Below are 18,501 nucleotides of genomic sequence, written 5' to 3'. Positions count from 1 at the left end.
AAGTATGATAGATTGCTTTGATATCTGTACTCATAAATACATTCCTCTATACGTCTATAATAATTATATAATAAACTATTCATATACTTATATATTACAATACATCATAATTAAAAACTATATAACGAATTCAATATATCTTCAAAGCTTATTTATTTAGGTCTAAGATCATTCTATATGACTAAATTAGATTTAAGCGAAAAAGTTTGCCTCATAACTGGTGGAACTTCTGGTATAGGCTTAAAGACTGTAGAACTTTTCAGTAAATTAGGTGCAACTATTTACGTTATAGGTAGGAGAGAAGTCAACTCTTTACCTAAAAATGTATATTTTAAAAAAGTTGATTTAACACGAAGAGAAGAGATACTCTCATTTATTGAATGGTATGAGAAAAACGTTGGGACAATTCATGTGCTGATTAACAATGCTTCTCGAAATTCTAGATATTCAGTACTTGACATTCCCATAGAAGAGTGGGATGAAATTATCGGCTTAAACTTAACTGCACCTTTTCTTCTATCGAGAATGGCTGCAAGGTTGATGATTAAAAACAGTATTAAGGGGAAAATAATTAATATCTCAGCAATTCAATCGAAGTTTCCATTAGAGAGATCCTTTGCCTATGTTACTACCAAAGGAGGATTAATATCTATGGGAAGGAGTTTGGCCATAGACTTAGGAAAATATGGAATACAAGTAATTACTGTATTACCAGGTCCGATCTATAGCAAAGATGATGAACCACCAAAAAATTTAGACGAAAGAGCAGCCACTTTATTAGGAAGAATGGGAAGGGCAATTGAGGTATCTTATTTATTAGCCTTTTTAGCGTCCGATTTAAACACCTTTATTACTGGAACTGAGATTGTAATTGATGGAGGTAGACTAATAAGCAGAAAACCGGATCCAGAGGAAATAACTAGAGGTGAGATCTAACTAGCTAGTAATCCTTCCATGTTCCTTTCACTACCCATACTGGTTCCTCTGGATTAAAGTACTCCTCACCTTTAACCTTTAAACTATCTAACATTTTCTCGTTTACTTCAACTCCTAAACCAGGTCTTTCTGGTATTATAGCGTATCCATTATCTATCGGAGTTCCATTATATATTAGGTCCCTCTTCCAACTCGGGAACCAGTCATAAAAGGACTCTTGTATTAAGAAGTTTGGTATAAACGCATCAAATTGTAATGTTGCAGCGTTTAATATCGGACCTTGAGCGTTGTGAAAAGCCATCAATACGTCAAAGGCTTCTGCAATTCCCACTATTTTCTTGGTCTCAGTAACTCCACCGATTCTATACAGATCAGCTTGTAAAAAGTCCACTAACCCCTCTTTCATAAAATAAAGAGCTTGATTTTTATTAATTATCCTCTCACCTAACGCAATCCTTAAGCTCGTATTAGCTCTATATTTCTTAAGTCCTTCTATATCCTCAGGATGAACTGGCTCTTCCATAAACAATGGATTATATTTTTCTAACCTTTTTGCTATCATGATTGCGGAATTTGCACTAAACCTACCGTGATGCTCTATCAAAATATCCACGTTGTCGCCTACAGCCTCCCTAACAGCCTTTACCCTCTCCTCAGCCATATCTAAACCTCTCTTAGAAATTTCATTAAAATATGGGCCAAATGGATCGAATTTTAAAGCCTTGTACCCTTTTTTTATGACTTCCTTGGCCTTTTCCGCAAAGTCTTCTGGCCTCACACAATTTTGATACCATCCATTCGCGTAGACAAGTATTTTATCTCTTGTTTTTCCTCCAAGTACCTTATATAATGGAGCTCCAAATTCCTTCCCAATTATATCCCAAGACGCTATATCTATAGCACTGTAGGCTGTTGTTGACTCTAAGGAGATGGTCATATTGAAATCATGCTTATACCATTCTAGCCTGTTCTTTTCAACGTTAAATACGTCGCTTCCTTTTAATACAGTGTTTATCTTCTTTACAAAATTTGCAACAGCCTCGGCTCTTAACGCACTTACAGTTTCTCCCCAGCCTACTTTACCATCACTTGTTGTAACCTTTACCAATACCATTAGTGACGCCCATTGAGCGCTTGTTACCTCTTTACCTAAAATATATGCCTCAATTTCAGAAATCTTCGACATATGTATAAGTAAAGGCTTTGAAAAATAAAGTTTTTATCAGCTAGGAAAAAGGGTATATATTGTATGAGAAAGAGGACAATTTTAATAGTTTCAATTGTAATATTAACTATAGGTTTGATAGATGTAATTTTCACGTATCTTTACTCCTCTCTGGTAGTGTATGCTCTTAAAGATACTATTTCCTTAGCTGAAGAAGGAGCACAAGGTTTTCCAGTTATAGTTAGAGAAAATGATAGAATAGTAATTGAAGGAAATTCCACAAAACCTATTAATATCTACATTATAGGGATCGTACCTCAGCAAGTTGCAAGTAACACAAATTCATTTAGTATATCATATATTTCTCCAAATTCTGGTACAGTTTATATTCAGTTTAGATCACTTCCGTATTCTAATTTAACTACTATTTCGTTTACCATAAAAGTTTTCAACTCTTGGTTTTCAGGAATTGGTTACTTATCTTCTGGAGTTATATTATTTATTGGCCTTATACTTCTTGGTTACGCGGTTCAATTAAAAGAGAGGCGAAGAAGATGAAATTACTACCATTCTACAGAGTTGATAATATTTTTATAGACGCGTATTTTCTTAAAAACGTATCGAAGCCTCATATTAGAATATTATTGGTGAGGGCTAATCTTGAATCAAGAGAGGTTGGGGAAAAATTAGAACCGATGCCCCTAAATCAAGTTATCAAATTACTAGAGGATGGTTATATTGAACTAAAAAATCTTAACGAGAAAAGAGAAAGACTTGATTCTTTAGATTATTTATTATCTAGCTTATATAATCCAGGATTGTATTTCAGAAAAAGGGAGGCGGAGATTACCTTATCTTCTCTTCTTAGAATATACGATTTAGCATACAAACAAGTGTTAAAAAAATTACGTGATTCAAGTCATGTTAATCTCACATTTGCTTCGATATTATTATTCAATGATTCAATCTTGATTAACGATAAGGAAGATCAAATCTATACTGCTCTCTTTAAATCCGATTCGAATTTTAAGGAAGCTATTTTAAGTTCCTTATCTGGCTAATCGCATATATTATCATAAATGCTGATAATATTAGAACGATTATCTGAGGAAATAATGTTGCGGGACTCCTATATATTAGCAGTGAAAAAATATCTAGTAATAATAGCGTATAACCTATGGCCAATAGTGTTCTATTCACCTCCACTATTCTTCACCAACTTTAGCTCTAGGATCTAAGAAGGAATATGTCAAATCAGCTATCAAATTACCTACAATTACCGCTACAATTATTATGATAAATACTCCCATTTCAGTGGGATAGTCATTAGAGGTAATGGAGTTAATTAGTAAGTTACCTACTCCAGGATACGAAAATGTCTGCTCTACGAATACTGATCCACTAAAGGAGAATCCTATTGCTATTATTAAACTAGTGTAGAGGGGCAATATTGCATTCTTTCCAATATATTTCTTTTCTATTATATCCTTCTTAATTCCAGAAACTTCAGCAAAGTTTACGAAATCTTCGCCAAGTACATATATTGTGTTTGCCCTCATCTGTAAGATCCATCCTACTAAATTTACTACGGTTAATGTGAGTATTGGTAAAAACGCATGATACAACACACTGGCTATAAAGGGGAGATTAAATCCCGGAGTTGCATGTACACTGTAAGCCCCTCCTGTGGGGAAGATATGATATGTAAACGCAAGTATGTAAATAAATAATACAGCATAGATGTAAATTGGTACTGATCTTAAGATCGATAGTGAGACTGTGGACATGGAATCAGTCCTGGTTCCTCTCATGTACCCTAGTTTCTGACCTATTCTTATCCCGAGGAAGAAACTTATTAGAAGAGACGTTACTACGATGAATAATGTCCAAGGCAATGCCACTGCAATTAATTGAGCCACTGGTACGTTGCTAATTATCGAGAAGCCTAAATTTCCATGTAATGTATTCCAAATATAATCTGCTGCATTAATTAATGGATTCCCATGCGGTCTTAGAGTGTTTAAGTAGTCTATGAGTGAACTATATAGTTCAGGTTTTTGAGCGAAATCTTGTGGATTTATGAATTGCATGATGTAATTTGCAGGAGAGTATGGAGAAAACTCCAATAAGGCCCAACTAATCACTATTGTAGCAAATATTGCAACAATAGCTGATGCAACTCTCCTAATCAGCCATTTATAATTCATAGATCATTATTGCTTTTAATAAGATATAAGTGTTTCTTAAGTTTACCATAAAAGTTTAGGCAAAGTTTATAAGTGTGAAAATACAAATAATATCTATGCGAAAGGAATTAGTATTAGAACTAGGTATAATATTCTCAATAATTGTAATGCTTTCCTCAATGAGCGGTATAATAGTAGCAAGTTCGGCATCTTCTGTATTTCCATCGACACTTTACCTAGGATGGTATAATTCCAACGTAGAAGCGTATTCTTCATTTGCGACTTATAATCCTAATATATTTGCAGGAGGTTTAGGTGGCTCTTTCTACGGTCTACTTTACGCCTATTCTGCGTTAATAAACGTTACTAATGGACAAGCAATTCCAGTGATAGTAACCTCTTGGAACTTCTCCCCATCAAATTGGCAACAAATTTGGCAGACAAAACCAATAAATGTTACCTTAGTTATAAGGAACGATAGTGGATGGAGTAATGGACAACCGCTAACTGCTTATGATCTAATGGCAACATGTCTAATACTAGATATGTTCGGTGCCCCACCATTTCCAAACTATACTGTTGTTAATAATTATACGCTAATCGAGACCTGGCCTAATGATACTTTATCGCCAATATTGTATACTAATACATTAATTAATACTGTAGGCCTAGGGGAAGTTGCAATTATAATACCGTATCAGGTTTGGAAGCCTATAATTGATCAGATCCTAGGTAATTGGACGAAGATACAAAATACCAGTAATATGAAACTTGCACAACAGATAATTCAGAATATCCGATCAGAGATTACTCATTTTAGACCTAATCCTGCAACGTATCCATATAGTGGTCCATTCTACCTATCGCAACTGTCATCAAATGAAATAGTGCTGAATAAGAATCCATATTACTATGACGCTAAATACATACCATTCAATCAAATAGTGGTGTATCAATATGGGCAACCAGATTTAGCGGCAGCCGCAATAACTGGAGGTCAAGTTTCTCTGGACTGGTCAAGTTTGACTGGACTATCACCAACCCAACTAGAGAGTTTGCCAACTACACTTGAAGTTATTAAAATACCTCAACCTTTCGGTTGGGGTTTAGCATTCAATTTAAAGAATCCTTGGCTAAGAGATTATCAAGTTAGGGCTGCTATTGCATATATTCTAAATAGGACTGCAATAGCTGCAGTGGGTGGTCCTTTAACGGCACCAGTAGCTATACCTAATGCAATTCCCAATGTGTCATACTATTCATTTATGACATCTCCTCAGTATTATTCATCGCTAAATCCATATAATGTTAATTTGACAAAGGCTGCGCAACTACTTGAAAGCGTAGGGTTCTATCAGAAATCTGGAGTATGGTATACTCCGAACGGGACTCCATTTACTTTAACTATAGGTGCAGGTGCACCACCAACACAAGCGTTAGCTATGATGGAAGAAGTTCAGAAAGAACTACAACAATTTGGAATTAATGCTCAGTTACATATATATACTGTAGTTAATCAGTGGCATCAAGCATGGCAAAATGGTACTGGATATGATTTGTGGTTTGAGAACTGGGGTAGCTCATATTCTCCGGGTACCGCGCCATGGAGCTTAGTGCTTTCATATTTTGGAGGATACCCATGGAATGTCACTCAATGGAATGAGAATCTCACTCTCCCCAATGGCACTGTAGTCGACTTCCATAAGTTACTAGAAGAAACTGAGTCTCCTAATAGTACACAGCAGCTAATTCAATCTAATCAAGAGTTATCATACTATATGAACCAATATTTACTTCCAATCTTACCTGTGGTGGAGATTGAGAATTACGTTATTGTTAATCCTTCACTTCTTATTGCAGCTCCTCCGGCTAATTCATGGATTTGGTCAGAGGCACAGTATGGCATAGGTGGTACTGCGATGATACAAGCTTTAATCGATTATTGGTACGCTCCATTATATGAGAGTACAATAGTTACTACAACAACAACCTCTGTGTCAACAACTACTGTTCCTACTACTTTAACTACAACAACTACTTCTGTATCTACAACTACCACGTCTTTAGTGACTACTTCTGTAAGTACAACTACAGTTACAACAACGTCCTCTTCGATAATTCCAATTGTAGCTGCAGTGATTGTTGTTATTATCATAATTATTGCAGTTGTGGTATTCTTGATGAGAAGGAGATAGAGAAAATTGTAATAGAAAATAAAGTTAACTTAATTTTTTATTTATAGGTTCTTATCCTAGGATTAGATATTTCATCAATTCCATAACTTAGTAATATTAAGCCACTCATAAAGCCTATAATTGCAACTGTGGGAAATGTTAGATAATATATTGCCTTCCCGCCTAAGGCTGCTCCATATGAGAGTGCTTGTTGTATCATCGCTCCCCAATTATTTGGATTATAGGGCAATACTCCTAAGTAGTATAATCCTACTTCTGCGTAAACCGCGGCTTCTACATTAAATATATAGTGTATTATGATATATGAACCCAAGGTTGGTACTACTTCCCTAAATATAATGTATCCCCTAGACAACCCTAATACTCTTAATACTTCTATTGTAGGGGAATTTCTAATTACTAGAACTTGAGATCTTACAGCTCTAGCCAATCCAGCCCAACTCGTTATACTTAATATTAGAGAAAGAATAATTGGATTACTAGTTTTGAATGCACTTACTACTACTATCAATAATATTATACTAGGTAAAGTTAGGACAATATCGGTTATTCCCATGAGGATATCATCAATTATTCCACCTAGATAACCTGCTACTATTCCTACAGCTATACCTATCAATGTAGCGAATAGACCAGCCAAGAAACTTACCTCAATTATAGACTTAGCGCCTTGAACGATTTGTACTAAAATGCTTTCTGCAAATGGACCAGTCCCAAAGATTAGATAAAAGTTTGATAGCTGTGGTGGCATAAATATAGTAGTTGAACTAGGGGGTAAAGAATACGTCCTAGGAAATATAATTTCTCCAAATATCGCGAGTAAAACATAAAATACAGTAATAATTAATCCTGCTCTAGATTTTTTGTTCTTCCATACTAGTCGGAAATACTCAAATAATTTATTCTGCATCATAGTATAAATTTGCTTTACACCCTTATATTTTCTCGAGAAGAAAAGTCTATAAGTAACAAATTCAAGTTATATAAATGTGTTATGATATTAGAAGTTCATAATCTGAATGTGATTTATGATGAGGGTAATAGTAAAATTGTAAGGGCAGTTAATGATGTAAGTTTTGGCGTTGAAAAGGGTGAAATTCTTGGAATTATTGGTGAAAGCGGTTCTGGTAAGTCTACACTCATTAACGCTATACTTAGAGCTATAAGACCACCAGGGAAAGTAGTTTCTGGGAAAGTAATTTTTAATGGCTTAGATTTATTCGCTATTCCCATTTATGAATTTAAAAAACTAATGTGGAAAGAAATTTCGTATGTCCCCCAGGCTAGTCAGAACGCTTTAAATCCAGTCTTACGCGTTAGCGAGAATTTTTACTACATAGCAATGAGTCACGGTGAGACTGATAGGAAAAGTGTAATTGAGAGAGCAAGGGAATTGTTGAAACTGGTAAGTTTAGATCCTAATCGTGTTCTTAACATGTATCCATTCCAATTGTCTGGTGGTATGAGACAGAGAGTAATGATAGCGTTAAGCCTTCTCCTAAATCCTAAGTTAATACTGATGGATGAACCAGCAAGTGCGCTAGATATGCTTAATCAAGAACTACTATTAAAGTTGATAAAAAATATAAATCAAGAATTAGGAGTTACAATAATTTATGTAACCCATGATATACTTAATATAGCTCAAATAGCTAATAGATTATTAGTTATGTATAAAGGCTATGTTATGGAAGAGGGTAATACTGAGGAGATCATTAAGAATCCATTAAACCCATATACATCGTTACTAATATCCTCTATTCCTTCCTTAAAAGGAGAAGTGAAGATTATCAATGTTTCCTTAGATGAACCATTACTAGTAGGAGAAAAGGGTTGTCCTTTTCTAAATAGATGTTCTAAAGCTTTCGGAAGGTGCAAAGAAGAATTACCCGAGATTTATTTAGTAAAAGACAGAAAGGTAAGGTGTCACTTATATGGGTCTAATGGAGCTTAAGGGAGTTTCAGTAATTTTTGAGGATAAGATTGGATTATTTAAAAAACGAGAATTCTACGCTATAAAGGATATATCTTTAAGCATAAATCAAGGAGATCTACTTATAGTATTAGGTGAAAGTGGAGCTGGTAAGACAACTTTAGGACGGGTAATTGTAGGTTTACAGAAACCTACGTCCGGTGAGGTTATTTATGATGGATATAATATATGGAAAAATAAGAGAAAAATATTTAAAAAATACAGAAGAGATGTGCAGTTAATTCCTCAGGATCCCTATTCTACACTTCCCTTTAATAAGACTGTTGAAGAGATCTTAGCAGCTCCCATGGTACATTGGGAAAATATTAGCAAGGAGGAGCTAAAAAAACGTCTGATTAACCTGTTGGAATTGGTAAAATTGACTCCTGCACAAGATTTTTTAGGTAAATATCCCCATCAACTTTCAGGTGGTCAGAAGCAAAGAGTTAACATAGCGAGAAGTCTTTCAGTAAGCCCTAAGATAATAGTAGCCGATGAACCCGTGACCATGGTTGATGCTTCTTTAAGAATTGGAATATTAAATACGTTAGCAGAAATAAAAAATAGGCTTAACCTTACAATGGTATTCATAACTCACGATATCCCAATAGCCAGATACTTCTATCATCTACTTAATAAGGGTAATGCGATAGTAATGTTCGCTGGCAAAATAGTAGAGAGAGGTGACTTAGAGGAAATATTAAAGGATCCATTACATCCTTATACTAAGGATTTGATAAATCTTACACCATCTATCGATAACCTATATAAAGAAATTGACGTTAAGATAAATTACGAAAGGGTAGATAAAGGATGCCCCTATAGACTTAGATGCCCTTTTACAATGAATATATGCAATAATGAGGAGCCTAAATTATTTAAATATTCGCATGACGTTGCATGTTTCTTATATGGCAAGGTGAAGGAAAGTGAGCAAGTGCATTAGGGGGTTAGAGATAATAACGCCTTTAGAGAGTTTTAGGGATGATTTAGTAATATCGGATGGAAAAATAAGAAAAATCGGTAGTGAAATATGTAATGAGGAAATAAAGGTATATAAAGGTGGCTATGTAGTACCCGGACTAATTGATATTCATACTCACGGTATAGGAGGAATTCTCGTAAATGACATTAGAAATATTAATGACTACGAAAAGATGGTAAAGTATTATTATTCACATGGTGTAACCACTTTTATTCCCTCAACAATTTCTGAAGATATAGAAAAATTGATCAGTATAGCAAGAATTTTGAGTGAAGTTAAAAGTATCGGAATACATCTTGAAGGACCTATAATAAATCCAAATAGAGCTGGTGCACATAAATTCTTAACCAACTTTGATAAAAGAATTTTAGAAATTTCAAAACTATTTAGTATAAAGAGGATTACTGTAGCACCCGAGATCTTGAGTGATAGAGAACTTGAGACTATAGTAGATAACTTTCAAGTTTCCTTAGGTCATACGGACGCTAACTCAGATGATACTAGAAGAGCTATAGGTTTTGGCGTATCATCGGTTACGCACTTATTTAATGCAATGAGGCCATTCCATCATAGAGACCCTGGGATAATCGGTGTAGCATTAACTTCTTCAATATACACTGAAGTAATACCAGATCTAATACACGTTAATGAGATTACAATAAATATTATAAGTAGGTTAAAAGGAGATAGTACGATATTAGTATCAGACTCCTTACAAGCGGCAGGGCTAGGTGAAGGTGAATTTTTACTTTATGGAGAAAAAATTGTCTGCAATAAGGCTTGTTTCAAAGATAATAACAAGCTTGTAGGGAGTAACATAACTTTAGATGAAGGTGTAAGAAGGGTTAGTAAAGTTATTGGATTAAAGGAGGCTATAAAATATGCAACATATTCTCCAGCTTCTTTACTTAACTTAGATGATAGAGGGCAAATATCTAGGGGTTATGCTGCAGATTTAGTTATTTTAGACGAAAATCTTAATGTAATATTAACGTTAAAAGATGGTAGTGTAGTCTTCTCCAATATTTAAAAATTAATATTTAAGACAGGGATAATATATTGTCAATATACGAATATATTGAAATATCCATTATATCGTAACTAAATATTTTTCATCGTATTTTATCTAACGCTAGTTTCACTAACCAAACTGAGGTACTTCCTATATATGACATTAACCCTACGTATTTTCCCTCTATCGCATCTATTCTTGACGATTGATCGAATGGGTTAAGCTCTTTAATTGTGTTCCATTCCCTTTCTGCTACTTCTATTCCCTCCTTAACCATACCCCTTAATATCATATGTGCAGCTATTGCAAAGGTAACTCTAGGCCAACATGATCTAAGTTGACCTGTTGAAGTGTCTATACTTCCATCTTCCTTGACTGCATTTGCTAAGCAATATTTAGAAGCTCTAAAGTTAAGCTCATAAATACTTCTTAGAGCCGTGTTTATCTTATCGTTATCGGTAATAGGTGGTAACCCCAAAATATCGCACCAGAATTGGCCTAGTAATTGTGAGTTTAGACAAGACCTATTTTCTTCGGTATTCTTCTTCCATAGAATGAAATATTTTCCATTCCATAAGGAGTTAAATGTCTTTTTTCCACATTCCAAAAATCTATAGTATTTATCATTAATCTTAACATCTAAAATCTCAGATATTCTAATAAATGCGGTAAGTGTTGAAAGGAACATTGATGCTACGTAGGATGAGGCTCCATACATATGGGTTCCATCATAAGAGTTATCGTAACCACCCTTCGAGTCTGGTATACAATCACCATCCATATCCTTTCTTATGAGCCAATCAATAATTTCCTTTATTCTATTATAATTCTTTTCTAAAATTCTCTTATCGGAAGTAAATACATAGTCTCTATATAGCATTAGGACTAAGGTTGATCCTAGGTCAGTCCACCAATATGGATACGACGCTCCGTATATTGGATCCTCAATACTCTCCTCTCCGATATCGTGAGGCGCCTCTCCATTATTTACATAATTAAGGAAATTATTGTCAGCAGATATCACTAAATCTCTATAAAGCTCTAAAAGAGTAAATCCGAGACCATCAAAGGTCATAGAACCAATAGTATTCATTAATTTACTAATGTAAGGATCTTCATATACAGCTAATCTACCATCTTTGGTTAACCAAGTGTTTGAGGTTAGTATGTAAAGACTATTTAGTAAAGCGTCTTTTAGCCACTCTACTTTTTCTTCTATTCCTAGTTCTGGCTCTAATTTAAGAGCGTATTCTGCTACATCTATCGAATCCTTAAAGAAATTTTCATAATAGTGCCCATACGGATAGTGATGAGGTCTTCCGTTAAAAAACCATGAAAGGATAAACGTTTGTTCCTCATCCACATCTTTATAGATGATACCCCCTATTTCCTCTCTAGCATAAGGCTTTATTATATATTTTTCATCATGCTCTTCCAAATTATAGAAATAGGTAATATCTTCAGTCATTCCAACCTTAGCTGGTTTATAGTAGGCGAAGTTTGTTATAACCTTACAACCCTCACATCCTAGGAAAATTTCTCCATAAGCGGGATCAGAGTTTAGGGCTCTCTCATTTTTCATTATAACACCGTTTAACTTTCCCTTATAAGCCTCATTTACTCTTCCACTTTTCTTACTTCCGACTATATTTGGAAAAGAAATTGCGAATCTTCCTTTTCCCTTTATCTTAAACTTTATTGCTGGGAGTGATGAATTCTTAATATCATTTCTCCTTAAAATTGAATATACTTCTATTTCAGCAAAAGGTGTTGAATACCTAATAATCGGGAACTCTACCCACATGTCCATGTGCTTAATGAAGGTGTATCGAGGAGACGTTTCCACGTTTTTTCCAGGATTGGTTTGAAGAAAGATAGGTTCTCCATCTAGAAACGTTAATACGTGAAAGCCCCTTATCCTTCTGAGTGGGTTTGACCAGTTGTTTAGAATAGTTATCTCATCAATCGTAAGATCCGGGTAGAAGTTTATTTTTCCCGTCCCTATTCCGCCCAAAGGTACACCAAAGTACTTCTCTATCTTCATCACTAATTTTTTATTTACACTTCTATTTATATAGGTATGCATAACGTGGAAAAGTATGAAATTTTTCTGGACTTTAATGGATATAATTATGAAGGCATAGAGAAAATATATCTTACCTCTGACGAAGAAAAATTAGAGCTTGATAGTGTCAATCTCGATATAGAAAGTGTGAAATCTGATGGTAGAGATGCTAAATTTGAAGTAAAGGGTGAGAAATTAATAATTTATGGTAAGGTAGAAAGGGAACTTGAAATAAGGTTTAAAGGAAAGGCTTCTAATGATTCAATTTTGGGAATTTATGTCGCTCCTTATAATGGTAAAGGAATGATAACAACACAGTTTGAGGCGATATACGCTAGAAGATTTATACCATGTTTTGATCATCCTGCAATGAAAGCAAAATTTAGATTAAGTGTTAAAGTACAAAAGGGATTAAAGGTAATATCGAATATGCAAGTTGAGAAAGTAGAAGAGGATGTGAACGGTAAGGTAATTTATCATTTTCAAGAAACTCCTAGAATGTCTACATACTTGTTATACTTAGGAATAGACGATTTTGAGGAGATTGTGGACAACTCTAAGAGACCTACAATAATATTGGCTACAGTCCCTAGAAAGTCAAAAAGAGGAGTATTTGCAATTAATGTTGCGAGAAATGTTATTGAGTTTTATGAAAAATATTTTGAGATACCATATCAATTACCAAAAGTTCATTTGATACAAGTTCCAGAGTTTGCCGCAGGTGCTATGGAGAATTGGGGTGCAATTACTTTTAGGGAGACTGCTTTGTTGGCTGATGAGTCTTCATCTGTTTATCAGAAGTTCAGGGTTGCCGAGGTTGTTGCTCATGAGTTAGCTCATCAATGGTTTGGTAATTTGGTTACTTTGAAGTGGTGGGATGATTTATGGTTAAACGAGAGCTTCGCAACATTCATGAGCTTTAAGAGTCTAAAGTATTTATTTCCTCAATGGGATAGTGAAGGTCATCTTATTTATAGCGAGACTTTAAGCGCTTTAGAGGATGACTCCCTTTCGACTACCCATCCTATAGAGGCGCATGTAAGAGATCCCCATGAAATTGAACAAATGTTTGATAATATCAGTTATGGTAAGGGAGCTAGTATTTTAAGGATGATTGAGGCTTATGTTGGTGAGGAGAATTTCAGAAAGGGTGTAGTTCACTACTTAAACTCCTTCAAATTTGGGAACGCAGAGGGCAAGGATCTATGGGATTCAATTTCAAAAGTAGCTGGGCAAAATATAGGGGATATTATGGCGGATTGGATTACGAAACCTGGTTATCCTATAATTTTTGTTAATGCGTCTGGCAATTCAGTTAGGTTTTCGCAGAAGAGATTCATGCTCTTTGATAGTGGTTTAAATGAGACGTACAAGGTTCCACTTACATACGAGATTAACGGTAAATTTGGAACTCTCCTTTTAGATAAAGAATCAGCTGAAATAAAGATAGAAGAGGGCTTGAAAAGTATTAAGGTTAACATAAATAGGACTGGATTTTATAGAGTGCTTTACGATTCTCTTGATCTGGCCTTCTCGTCTAAGTATAATGTTTATGAAGAGTTAGGGTTAGTTAATGATTATTGGAATTTCCTATTGGCCGATCTGATAAACCCAAAGACGTACTTTGACGTGATTAATAAGTTCGTATATGCCTCTAACTCTTTTGTATCAAGGGAAGTAACCTCCCAATTCTTAACTTTATATTATCTATTAAAGAATAATTATGGAAAAGATTTCCTGGTTAATCAAGTGAAGATATTTAGGAAGGCTAATGATGATTTAGGTAAATTAGCGTATTCAGCTGTTAGCAGTGCCTTGGCTATAATGGATGAAGATTTTGCATTAGGATTATCGACTCTATTTGATCAATACGAAAATATAGATAGCAATATAAAGGATGCCGTTGCAATAGCATATGCAGTAACTACCAACGATTTCAATACTCTTCTAGAAAAGTATAAGAAGTATAATTTAGATGAGGAGAAGAATAGAATATTAAATGCGATTTCATCACTTCGTGATCCATCTATTGTAGACAAGGTTTTCTCATTAATATTTAATAAGACTATAAAGGCTCAAGATACTAGATTCGTTATATCCTCTCTGGTACGCAATCCTTATATAAGGGAAGAAGTTTGTGGCTATCTTATGAACAATTTTGAGGAAATTAAGAAATTTGTAAATACAGTTTATGGAGGTCCTTGGGGTTTGGGCTCTATAGTTAGGGGTATGTCATTCTGCGGTGTAGATAAGCCTAAAAATGTTATCGAATTTCTTGAAAAGGTTAAGTTTAAGGAGATTGAAAGACCTACTAGAGAATCTGAAGAAAGAATAAAACTATATTCACGATTAAAACAAAAGTTACTATAAATTAGTACTTTTGTATTATTTCATCTAATTTTTTCATAAGCTCTGTTTCAATGTGTTCATTCCATAACATTTCCGGAACATCAATTAGTAAGAATAATTCGGATAAGAACAGTGTCTCTAACGCTGTTATCGCCAAATTCTTTTTCCAACCACCTATACCAGCAGTAACCTTAAGGCCTTGTGGCGTGTTCTCAAAAGTAAACGTTAAGGCTCTATCTGCAGCAATTATATCCCTCAATATTCCACCTTTTTGTGCTTGAACTATTGCCTTATTTCCCTCAACTTTCTGTTGAACTTTCCATTTCTGACTATTTAAGTAAGATACAAACTCATTTACTACTTTGTTCAAATCAACTTGTTTAGGATATGTTTTTTCTTTCTTAAACGGGTTCATAATATTTATAAAAACCTATTATATAAAAGGTTTTCCGTAAGTCACATGAGTGTGGTCAACAATTTACTTAATTTGAAATTAATCGTATAAGTTATTTCTATTATAGAAATAAATTGTTTTTATTTAGCGTAATACCTTTTTGGGTGAGCACGGGATTTTTATTGGTGAGCACATGCCTAACAAGTGGAGTATTCCCGTGCTCACCCAAGTTATTTTAATCCTAATGGAGTATATTAATCTTAAGCCAAGATTTCACGTTAGGGAGGAGGTCGCGTTAGGCTTAGCGAGTTATCTAGCTGGCTTATCCTCTTGGAGGACAACGCTACCACACTCCACTTTGCTTTACTATTACAAGAGGCTTGGTAGGGTTAAGTATGTAGTGTCCTTGAGTGGTCTTTACGGCATTGACGAGACTAAGGTTGTTTGCGTTAGGGGTAATTATTATTACGTTTGGATCATTAGGGATGTTGTGACAAAGGCTATTCCTTTCTTCATGGCTTGAGGAGTGGTTTTCACGTGTTAATAGTTAACATGAGGGGGATTGAGGAAATTGCGAGTAGGTACTTTAAGAGGATTGATCGAGTGGTTTACTTGCATGATGGTTTACCAGCTTATAATGCCTTTGACTGGTTTAATGTTGGGCACAAGTGGGTTACGTTTGGTAGGAGGGATTACGCTGAAAAAGGACATTAAAGCATAGGCTCTCCTCTATGGGCTTTCGCTTCACCTAAAGTTCAAATAGGTTAACGATTACGAGTTGGCTCTCGACCTTCTTCCTAATCTACAACATTCTTTACACTCAAGTATATTTAGTGGATAGGGAGTGATAATAAATGCAAATATCTCAAATGCATAAAATTGTTGACCACACTCAGTCACATATACTTTTTTATTTTTAATATAAAATAACTCACATATGCTAGATGAACTAATAGTATTACCGTTTATAGCCTCCATCATGATTATCATTATAATATTAATCCTTTACTATATAGAGAAAATAAAAACCTATGTTGGAGTCTTCTTCATATATTTTTCTTTAATAATGATGATAACTATGTTTATTGGGGCATCTGTTTATTTAATCTCGCCATCAACCTTATCGTTGGCAATAGCTTTTGGCATAAACACTTTCATAATGATACCTCTAATTGTTTATTTTCTACTAAATATAAGAAACTTTGTAAATAAAAAGTTCAATAGAGAAAGAGTTCATATTGTTATTTTCTCACTACTATTAGTATTGAATGAAGTATTAATGGGATTAACTTTCGGTATTGCTCAATTTGGCCCTTCAAAATTTTCAACATTATACTATGCTTTTTACTACTCCATAAACAGCTACTGGTTTTTCTACCCAATGATGGCTGAGATGTTTGCGTTATATTTATTGCACTACCTAAGGGGATTAACGTATAGAGAGGTTTTCCCATTAATTGGAGTAGCAACTTTTCCCCCAACTATATTTGATTATCAAGAATGGTTCTATTCTGCTATTATATTCTCACTGGGTTTTTCTACATTCGGTGTTATATTCTCAAAGAACTTTTGGAGATATGTATACTCCGTTTTGGCAGTATGTATCTTAATTCTCCTTTTTAATCCTATAGCTTATGATCTTGTTATAATTGTCTCAATGATTCTATACTACATATATTTACTAGGGCGGTAAGTTTTCTCCGATGATTTTTCCATTAACTATAATAATAAAGTATGGAACAAATATAGGTAAAGTATAACCATTAATGTTTAATATACTTTCGTTTGTTGGAATTATAATAGGTAACTTGTAACTATAGAAAGTGTAGTTTGGTAAATTAGCTGTACCATTAAACATTATTGTAAGTGATGCGTTGGTTAAAGAAATGTTAAGGATGAATGGAGGGGAATACGAGGTTATATTGTATGTTAAGTTCATAATTATAGGTAAATTAGTTATTTGTGGGACATTTTTGTATAGTATTTGGAATGACGATATCTCATTATATATCCCTGCATTGTCCACTACATCTATCGTAATGTTTATTGGAAAATAACCTAAGTATATAGTTGACCCTCCTACTATAATTGAATTTACACTATTGTTATCCACGTATCTTATTGAGAAGTTGTAGTAATAATAATGAATATAGCTGGAACCGCTATAAGTTATATATACTTGAGAATTATTTCCTATAGGTCTAACCCACAGTTGACTGTAATTTCCTATCTTGCTATAAGATCCCAAATTGGAATTGGTAACATTATAAGTATATACTATCATATACAGTGGAACGTAACCATAACTAAGAGTGTGAAAATTAATTTTGTAGTTATCAATAAAATTCACCGGGCCGTATTTATAGTAAACGTATGAGGTATTGTATGAGATGTTGAAATTACCAACACAGTTTCCGTCGTTTCCATCTTTAAACGCGTAAACTTTACCGCTCCACCATGCATAACCTAGATATACAATATATGTTGTATTATCCTTTAAATTAAAGACTTTTACGGGAGTTACGTTTTCAAAATAAGTAATGTTTACTTGATAGTGTTCTGCAGATGGGAACTCAGTAGAAGAGGGATTATAGGTATAGTTATATAATGGTGGTGTTGAATTAAAGACTAATTCACCACTTGTGATATTTTGGGGTCCCAGTAATCGGTCAAGAATTGTTTTTATCGACAATATGCTTTCATTTCCAAGGCTTATAACAGTATAATTCTGGTTTGATTCATTTTGAAGTAATGTATCGGAAGATGGAGGAAGTAATGCTAGTGAGAACGAATTTCCAGTATTGCTGATGAAGCTTATTTGTCCACTAGTGATATTTGGTCTGATTATTATTGCGTCTCCAGGACTTAAAATTATTCCATCTTTAATTAATGAACCATTAGTAAAAATCATCAAGTTTTTAACTGGAAATGTGTAAGTTTCACCACTAAAGGTAGTTTCCAAAATGCTTTGAATATTATAGATCCCCTCAGTGTCTAATATGTAAACGTGAGGAATAAAGGAGATTGTCTTATTTTTTAATTCTTCAACAACCCAATAATAACCTACTTTGGCTTTACTTAATTTTTCGGCGTTTATAGCATCTTGAGTATTATAGAACTCCATAATATCCTCGTGATTTAATATTATTATACCAGTTAGAATGGAAAATAGTAGTATAATTGCTAGAGTAATTGCAAGTAATCCTAAACTATCTTGCATTAATAAAATATGGGAAGGAGAG

Annotated in this window: 16 protein-coding genes and 1 pseudogene; 10 read left to right on the top strand and 7 right to left on the bottom strand. The window is 34.2% G+C overall.

Annotated features, from left to right (window positions below; all coding sequences use genetic code 11):
* The first annotated feature begins 177 nt into the window (after nt 1-177).
* Entirely contained in the window at nt 178-936 is a 759-nt protein-coding gene (locus GFS03_RS00755) for an SDR family NAD(P)-dependent oxidoreductase (protein WP_153422051.1), read from the top strand.
* Nucleotides 937-940: 4 nt separating this feature from the next.
* Here the strand turns inward: GFS03_RS00755 and GFS03_RS00750 are convergent, their stop codons facing one another.
* Nucleotides 941-2,122 carry a mandelate racemase/muconate lactonizing enzyme family protein gene (locus GFS03_RS00750; RefSeq protein WP_153422050.1) on the bottom strand — a complete coding sequence of 394 codons (1,182 nt, stop codon included), beginning with the start codon at nt 2,120-2,122 and terminating at the stop codon, nt 941-943.
* 63 nt (nt 2,123-2,185) lie between these two features.
* Here GFS03_RS00750 and GFS03_RS00745 point away from each other — a divergent pair, with 63 nt between their 5' ends.
* Nucleotides 2,186-2,659, top strand: coding sequence for a hypothetical protein (locus GFS03_RS00745; protein ID WP_153422049.1), 474 nt, complete (start codon nt 2,186-2,188; stop codon nt 2,657-2,659).
* A complete protein-coding gene (locus GFS03_RS00740; RefSeq protein ID WP_153422048.1) occupies nt 2,656-3,162 on the top strand; it encodes a hypothetical protein in 507 nt (168 codons plus the stop codon). Before GFS03_RS00745 ends, GFS03_RS00740 begins: the two co-directional genes overlap by 4 nt.
* Here GFS03_RS00740 and GFS03_RS13305 read toward each other — a convergent pair.
* Entirely contained in the window at nt 3,137-3,307 is a 171-nt protein-coding gene (locus GFS03_RS13305; protein ID WP_167738471.1) for a hypothetical protein, read from the bottom strand. The genes GFS03_RS00740 and GFS03_RS13305 overlap by 26 nt on opposite strands.
* Nucleotides 3,307-4,308, bottom strand: coding sequence for an ABC transporter permease (locus tag GFS03_RS00735; RefSeq protein ID WP_153422047.1), 1,002 nt, complete (start codon nt 4,306-4,308; stop codon nt 3,307-3,309). The genes GFS03_RS13305 and GFS03_RS00735 overlap by 1 nt, the downstream gene beginning before the upstream one ends.
* A 95-nt stretch (nt 4,309-4,403) precedes the next feature.
* Between GFS03_RS00735 and GFS03_RS00730 the strand changes: the two genes are divergently transcribed.
* Complete coding sequence (locus tag GFS03_RS00730; protein WP_153422046.1) at nt 4,404-6,482, top strand: ABC transporter substrate-binding protein; 2,079 nt, start codon at nt 4,404-4,406, stop codon at nt 6,480-6,482.
* A gap of 37 nt (nt 6,483-6,519) precedes the next feature.
* On the opposite strand, the gene GFS03_RS00725 is transcribed toward GFS03_RS00730, so the two are convergent.
* Nucleotides 6,520-7,395, bottom strand: a complete 876-nt coding sequence (locus GFS03_RS00725; protein WP_153422045.1) for an ABC transporter permease — start codon at nt 7,393-7,395, stop codon at nt 6,520-6,522.
* A gap of 81 nt (nt 7,396-7,476) precedes the next feature.
* On the opposite strand from GFS03_RS00725, the gene GFS03_RS00720 reads away from it, so the two are divergent.
* Genes GFS03_RS00720 through nagA form a run of 3 tightly spaced genes read left to right on the top strand, consistent with a single transcriptional unit; the run spans nt 7,477 to nt 10,469 of the window.
* Nucleotides 7,477-8,436 (top strand): ABC transporter ATP-binding protein, encoded by a 960-nt coding sequence (locus tag GFS03_RS00720; RefSeq protein ID WP_153422044.1) that lies wholly within the window; start codon nt 7,477-7,479, stop codon nt 8,434-8,436.
* Nucleotides 8,417-9,400 (top strand): ABC transporter ATP-binding protein, encoded by a 984-nt coding sequence (locus GFS03_RS00715; protein ID WP_153422043.1) that lies wholly within the window; start codon nt 8,417-8,419, stop codon nt 9,398-9,400. Before GFS03_RS00720 ends, GFS03_RS00715 begins: the two co-directional genes overlap by 20 nt.
* A complete protein-coding gene (nagA, locus tag GFS03_RS00710) occupies nt 9,384-10,469 on the top strand; it encodes an N-acetylglucosamine-6-phosphate deacetylase (RefSeq protein WP_153422042.1) in 1,086 nt (361 codons plus the stop codon). The genes GFS03_RS00715 and nagA overlap by 17 nt, the downstream gene beginning before the upstream one ends.
* An 82-nt stretch (nt 10,470-10,551) precedes the next feature.
* On the opposite strand, the gene GFS03_RS00705 is transcribed toward nagA, so the two are convergent.
* Nucleotides 10,552-12,537: a glycoside hydrolase family 116 protein gene (locus tag GFS03_RS00705; RefSeq protein ID WP_153422041.1), complete on the bottom strand. Its 1,986-nt coding sequence runs from the start codon at nt 12,535-12,537 to the stop codon at nt 10,552-10,554.
* Between GFS03_RS00705 and GFS03_RS00700 the strand changes: the two genes are divergently transcribed.
* Entirely contained in the window at nt 12,532-14,886 is a 2,355-nt protein-coding gene (locus tag GFS03_RS00700; protein ID WP_153422040.1) for a M1 family metallopeptidase, read from the top strand. The genes GFS03_RS00705 and GFS03_RS00700 overlap by 6 nt on opposite strands.
* Before the next feature lies 1 nt (nt 14,887).
* Here the strand turns inward: GFS03_RS00700 and GFS03_RS00695 are convergent, their stop codons facing one another.
* Complete coding sequence (locus GFS03_RS00695; RefSeq protein WP_153422039.1) at nt 14,888-15,280, bottom strand: hypothetical protein; 393 nt, start codon at nt 15,278-15,280, stop codon at nt 14,888-14,890.
* Between the two features lie 113 nt (nt 15,281-15,393).
* Here GFS03_RS00695 and GFS03_RS00690 point away from each other — a divergent pair.
* Nucleotides 15,394-16,136 (top strand): annotated as a pseudogene (locus GFS03_RS00690) (IS6 family transposase).
* A 60-nt stretch (nt 16,137-16,196) separates the two neighbouring features.
* Nucleotides 16,197-16,952, top strand: coding sequence for a hypothetical protein (locus GFS03_RS00685; RefSeq protein ID WP_153422038.1), 756 nt, complete (start codon nt 16,197-16,199; stop codon nt 16,950-16,952).
* On the opposite strand, the gene GFS03_RS00680 is transcribed toward GFS03_RS00685, so the two are convergent.
* Nucleotides 16,941-18,479, bottom strand: a complete 1,539-nt coding sequence (locus GFS03_RS00680) for a hypothetical protein (protein ID WP_153422037.1) — start codon at nt 18,477-18,479, stop codon at nt 16,941-16,943. The two genes, GFS03_RS00685 and GFS03_RS00680, sit on opposite strands and share 12 nt — an antisense overlap.
* Between the last annotated feature and the right edge of the window lie 22 nt (nt 18,480-18,501).

The sequence above is a fragment of the Sulfolobus sp. E5-1-F genome (assembly GCF_009601705.1).
Classification (GTDB): Archaea; Thermoproteota; Thermoprotei_A; order Sulfolobales; family Sulfolobaceae; genus Saccharolobus.
Note: the sequence above shows the minus strand (reverse complement) of the source record. Positions and strands in the feature narration are given on the sequence as shown.

Bases quoted from the DNA above. Each gene is read 5' to 3' on its own strand.
- GFS03_RS00755 (WP_153422051.1), top strand. From the start codon at position 178: ATGACTAAATTAGATTTAAGCGAAAAAGTTTGCCTCATAACTGGTGGA.
- GFS03_RS00750 (WP_153422050.1), bottom strand. From the start codon at position 2,122: ATGTCGAAGATTTCTGAAATTGAGGCATATATTTTAGGTAAAGAGGTA.
- GFS03_RS00745 (WP_153422049.1), top strand. From the start codon at position 2,186: ATGAGAAAGAGGACAATTTTAATAGTTTCAATTGTAATATTAACTATA.
- GFS03_RS00740 (WP_153422048.1), top strand. From the start codon at position 2,656: ATGAAATTACTACCATTCTACAGAGTTGATAATATTTTTATAGACGCG.
- GFS03_RS00735 (WP_153422047.1), bottom strand. From the start codon at position 4,308: ATGAATTATAAATGGCTGATTAGGAGAGTTGCATCAGCTATTGTTGCA.
- GFS03_RS00730 (WP_153422046.1), top strand. From the start codon at position 4,404: ATGCGAAAGGAATTAGTATTAGAACTAGGTATAATATTCTCAATAATT.
- GFS03_RS00725 (WP_153422045.1), bottom strand. From the start codon at position 7,395: ATGATGCAGAATAAATTATTTGAGTATTTCCGACTAGTATGGAAGAAC.
- GFS03_RS00720 (WP_153422044.1), top strand. From the start codon at position 7,477: ATGATATTAGAAGTTCATAATCTGAATGTGATTTATGATGAGGGTAAT.
- GFS03_RS00715 (WP_153422043.1), top strand. From the start codon at position 8,417: ATGGGTCTAATGGAGCTTAAGGGAGTTTCAGTAATTTTTGAGGATAAG.
- GFS03_RS00700 (WP_153422040.1), top strand. From the start codon at position 12,532: ATGCATAACGTGGAAAAGTATGAAATTTTTCTGGACTTTAATGGATAT.
- GFS03_RS00705 (WP_153422041.1), bottom strand. From the start codon at position 12,537: ATGCATACCTATATAAATAGAAGTGTAAATAAAAAATTAGTGATGAAG.
- GFS03_RS00695 (WP_153422039.1), bottom strand. From the start codon at position 15,280: ATGAACCCGTTTAAGAAAGAAAAAACATATCCTAAACAAGTTGATTTG.
- GFS03_RS00685 (WP_153422038.1), top strand. From the start codon at position 16,197: ATGCTAGATGAACTAATAGTATTACCGTTTATAGCCTCCATCATGATT.
- GFS03_RS00680 (WP_153422037.1), bottom strand. From the start codon at position 18,479: ATGCAAGATAGTTTAGGATTACTTGCAATTACTCTAGCAATTATACTA.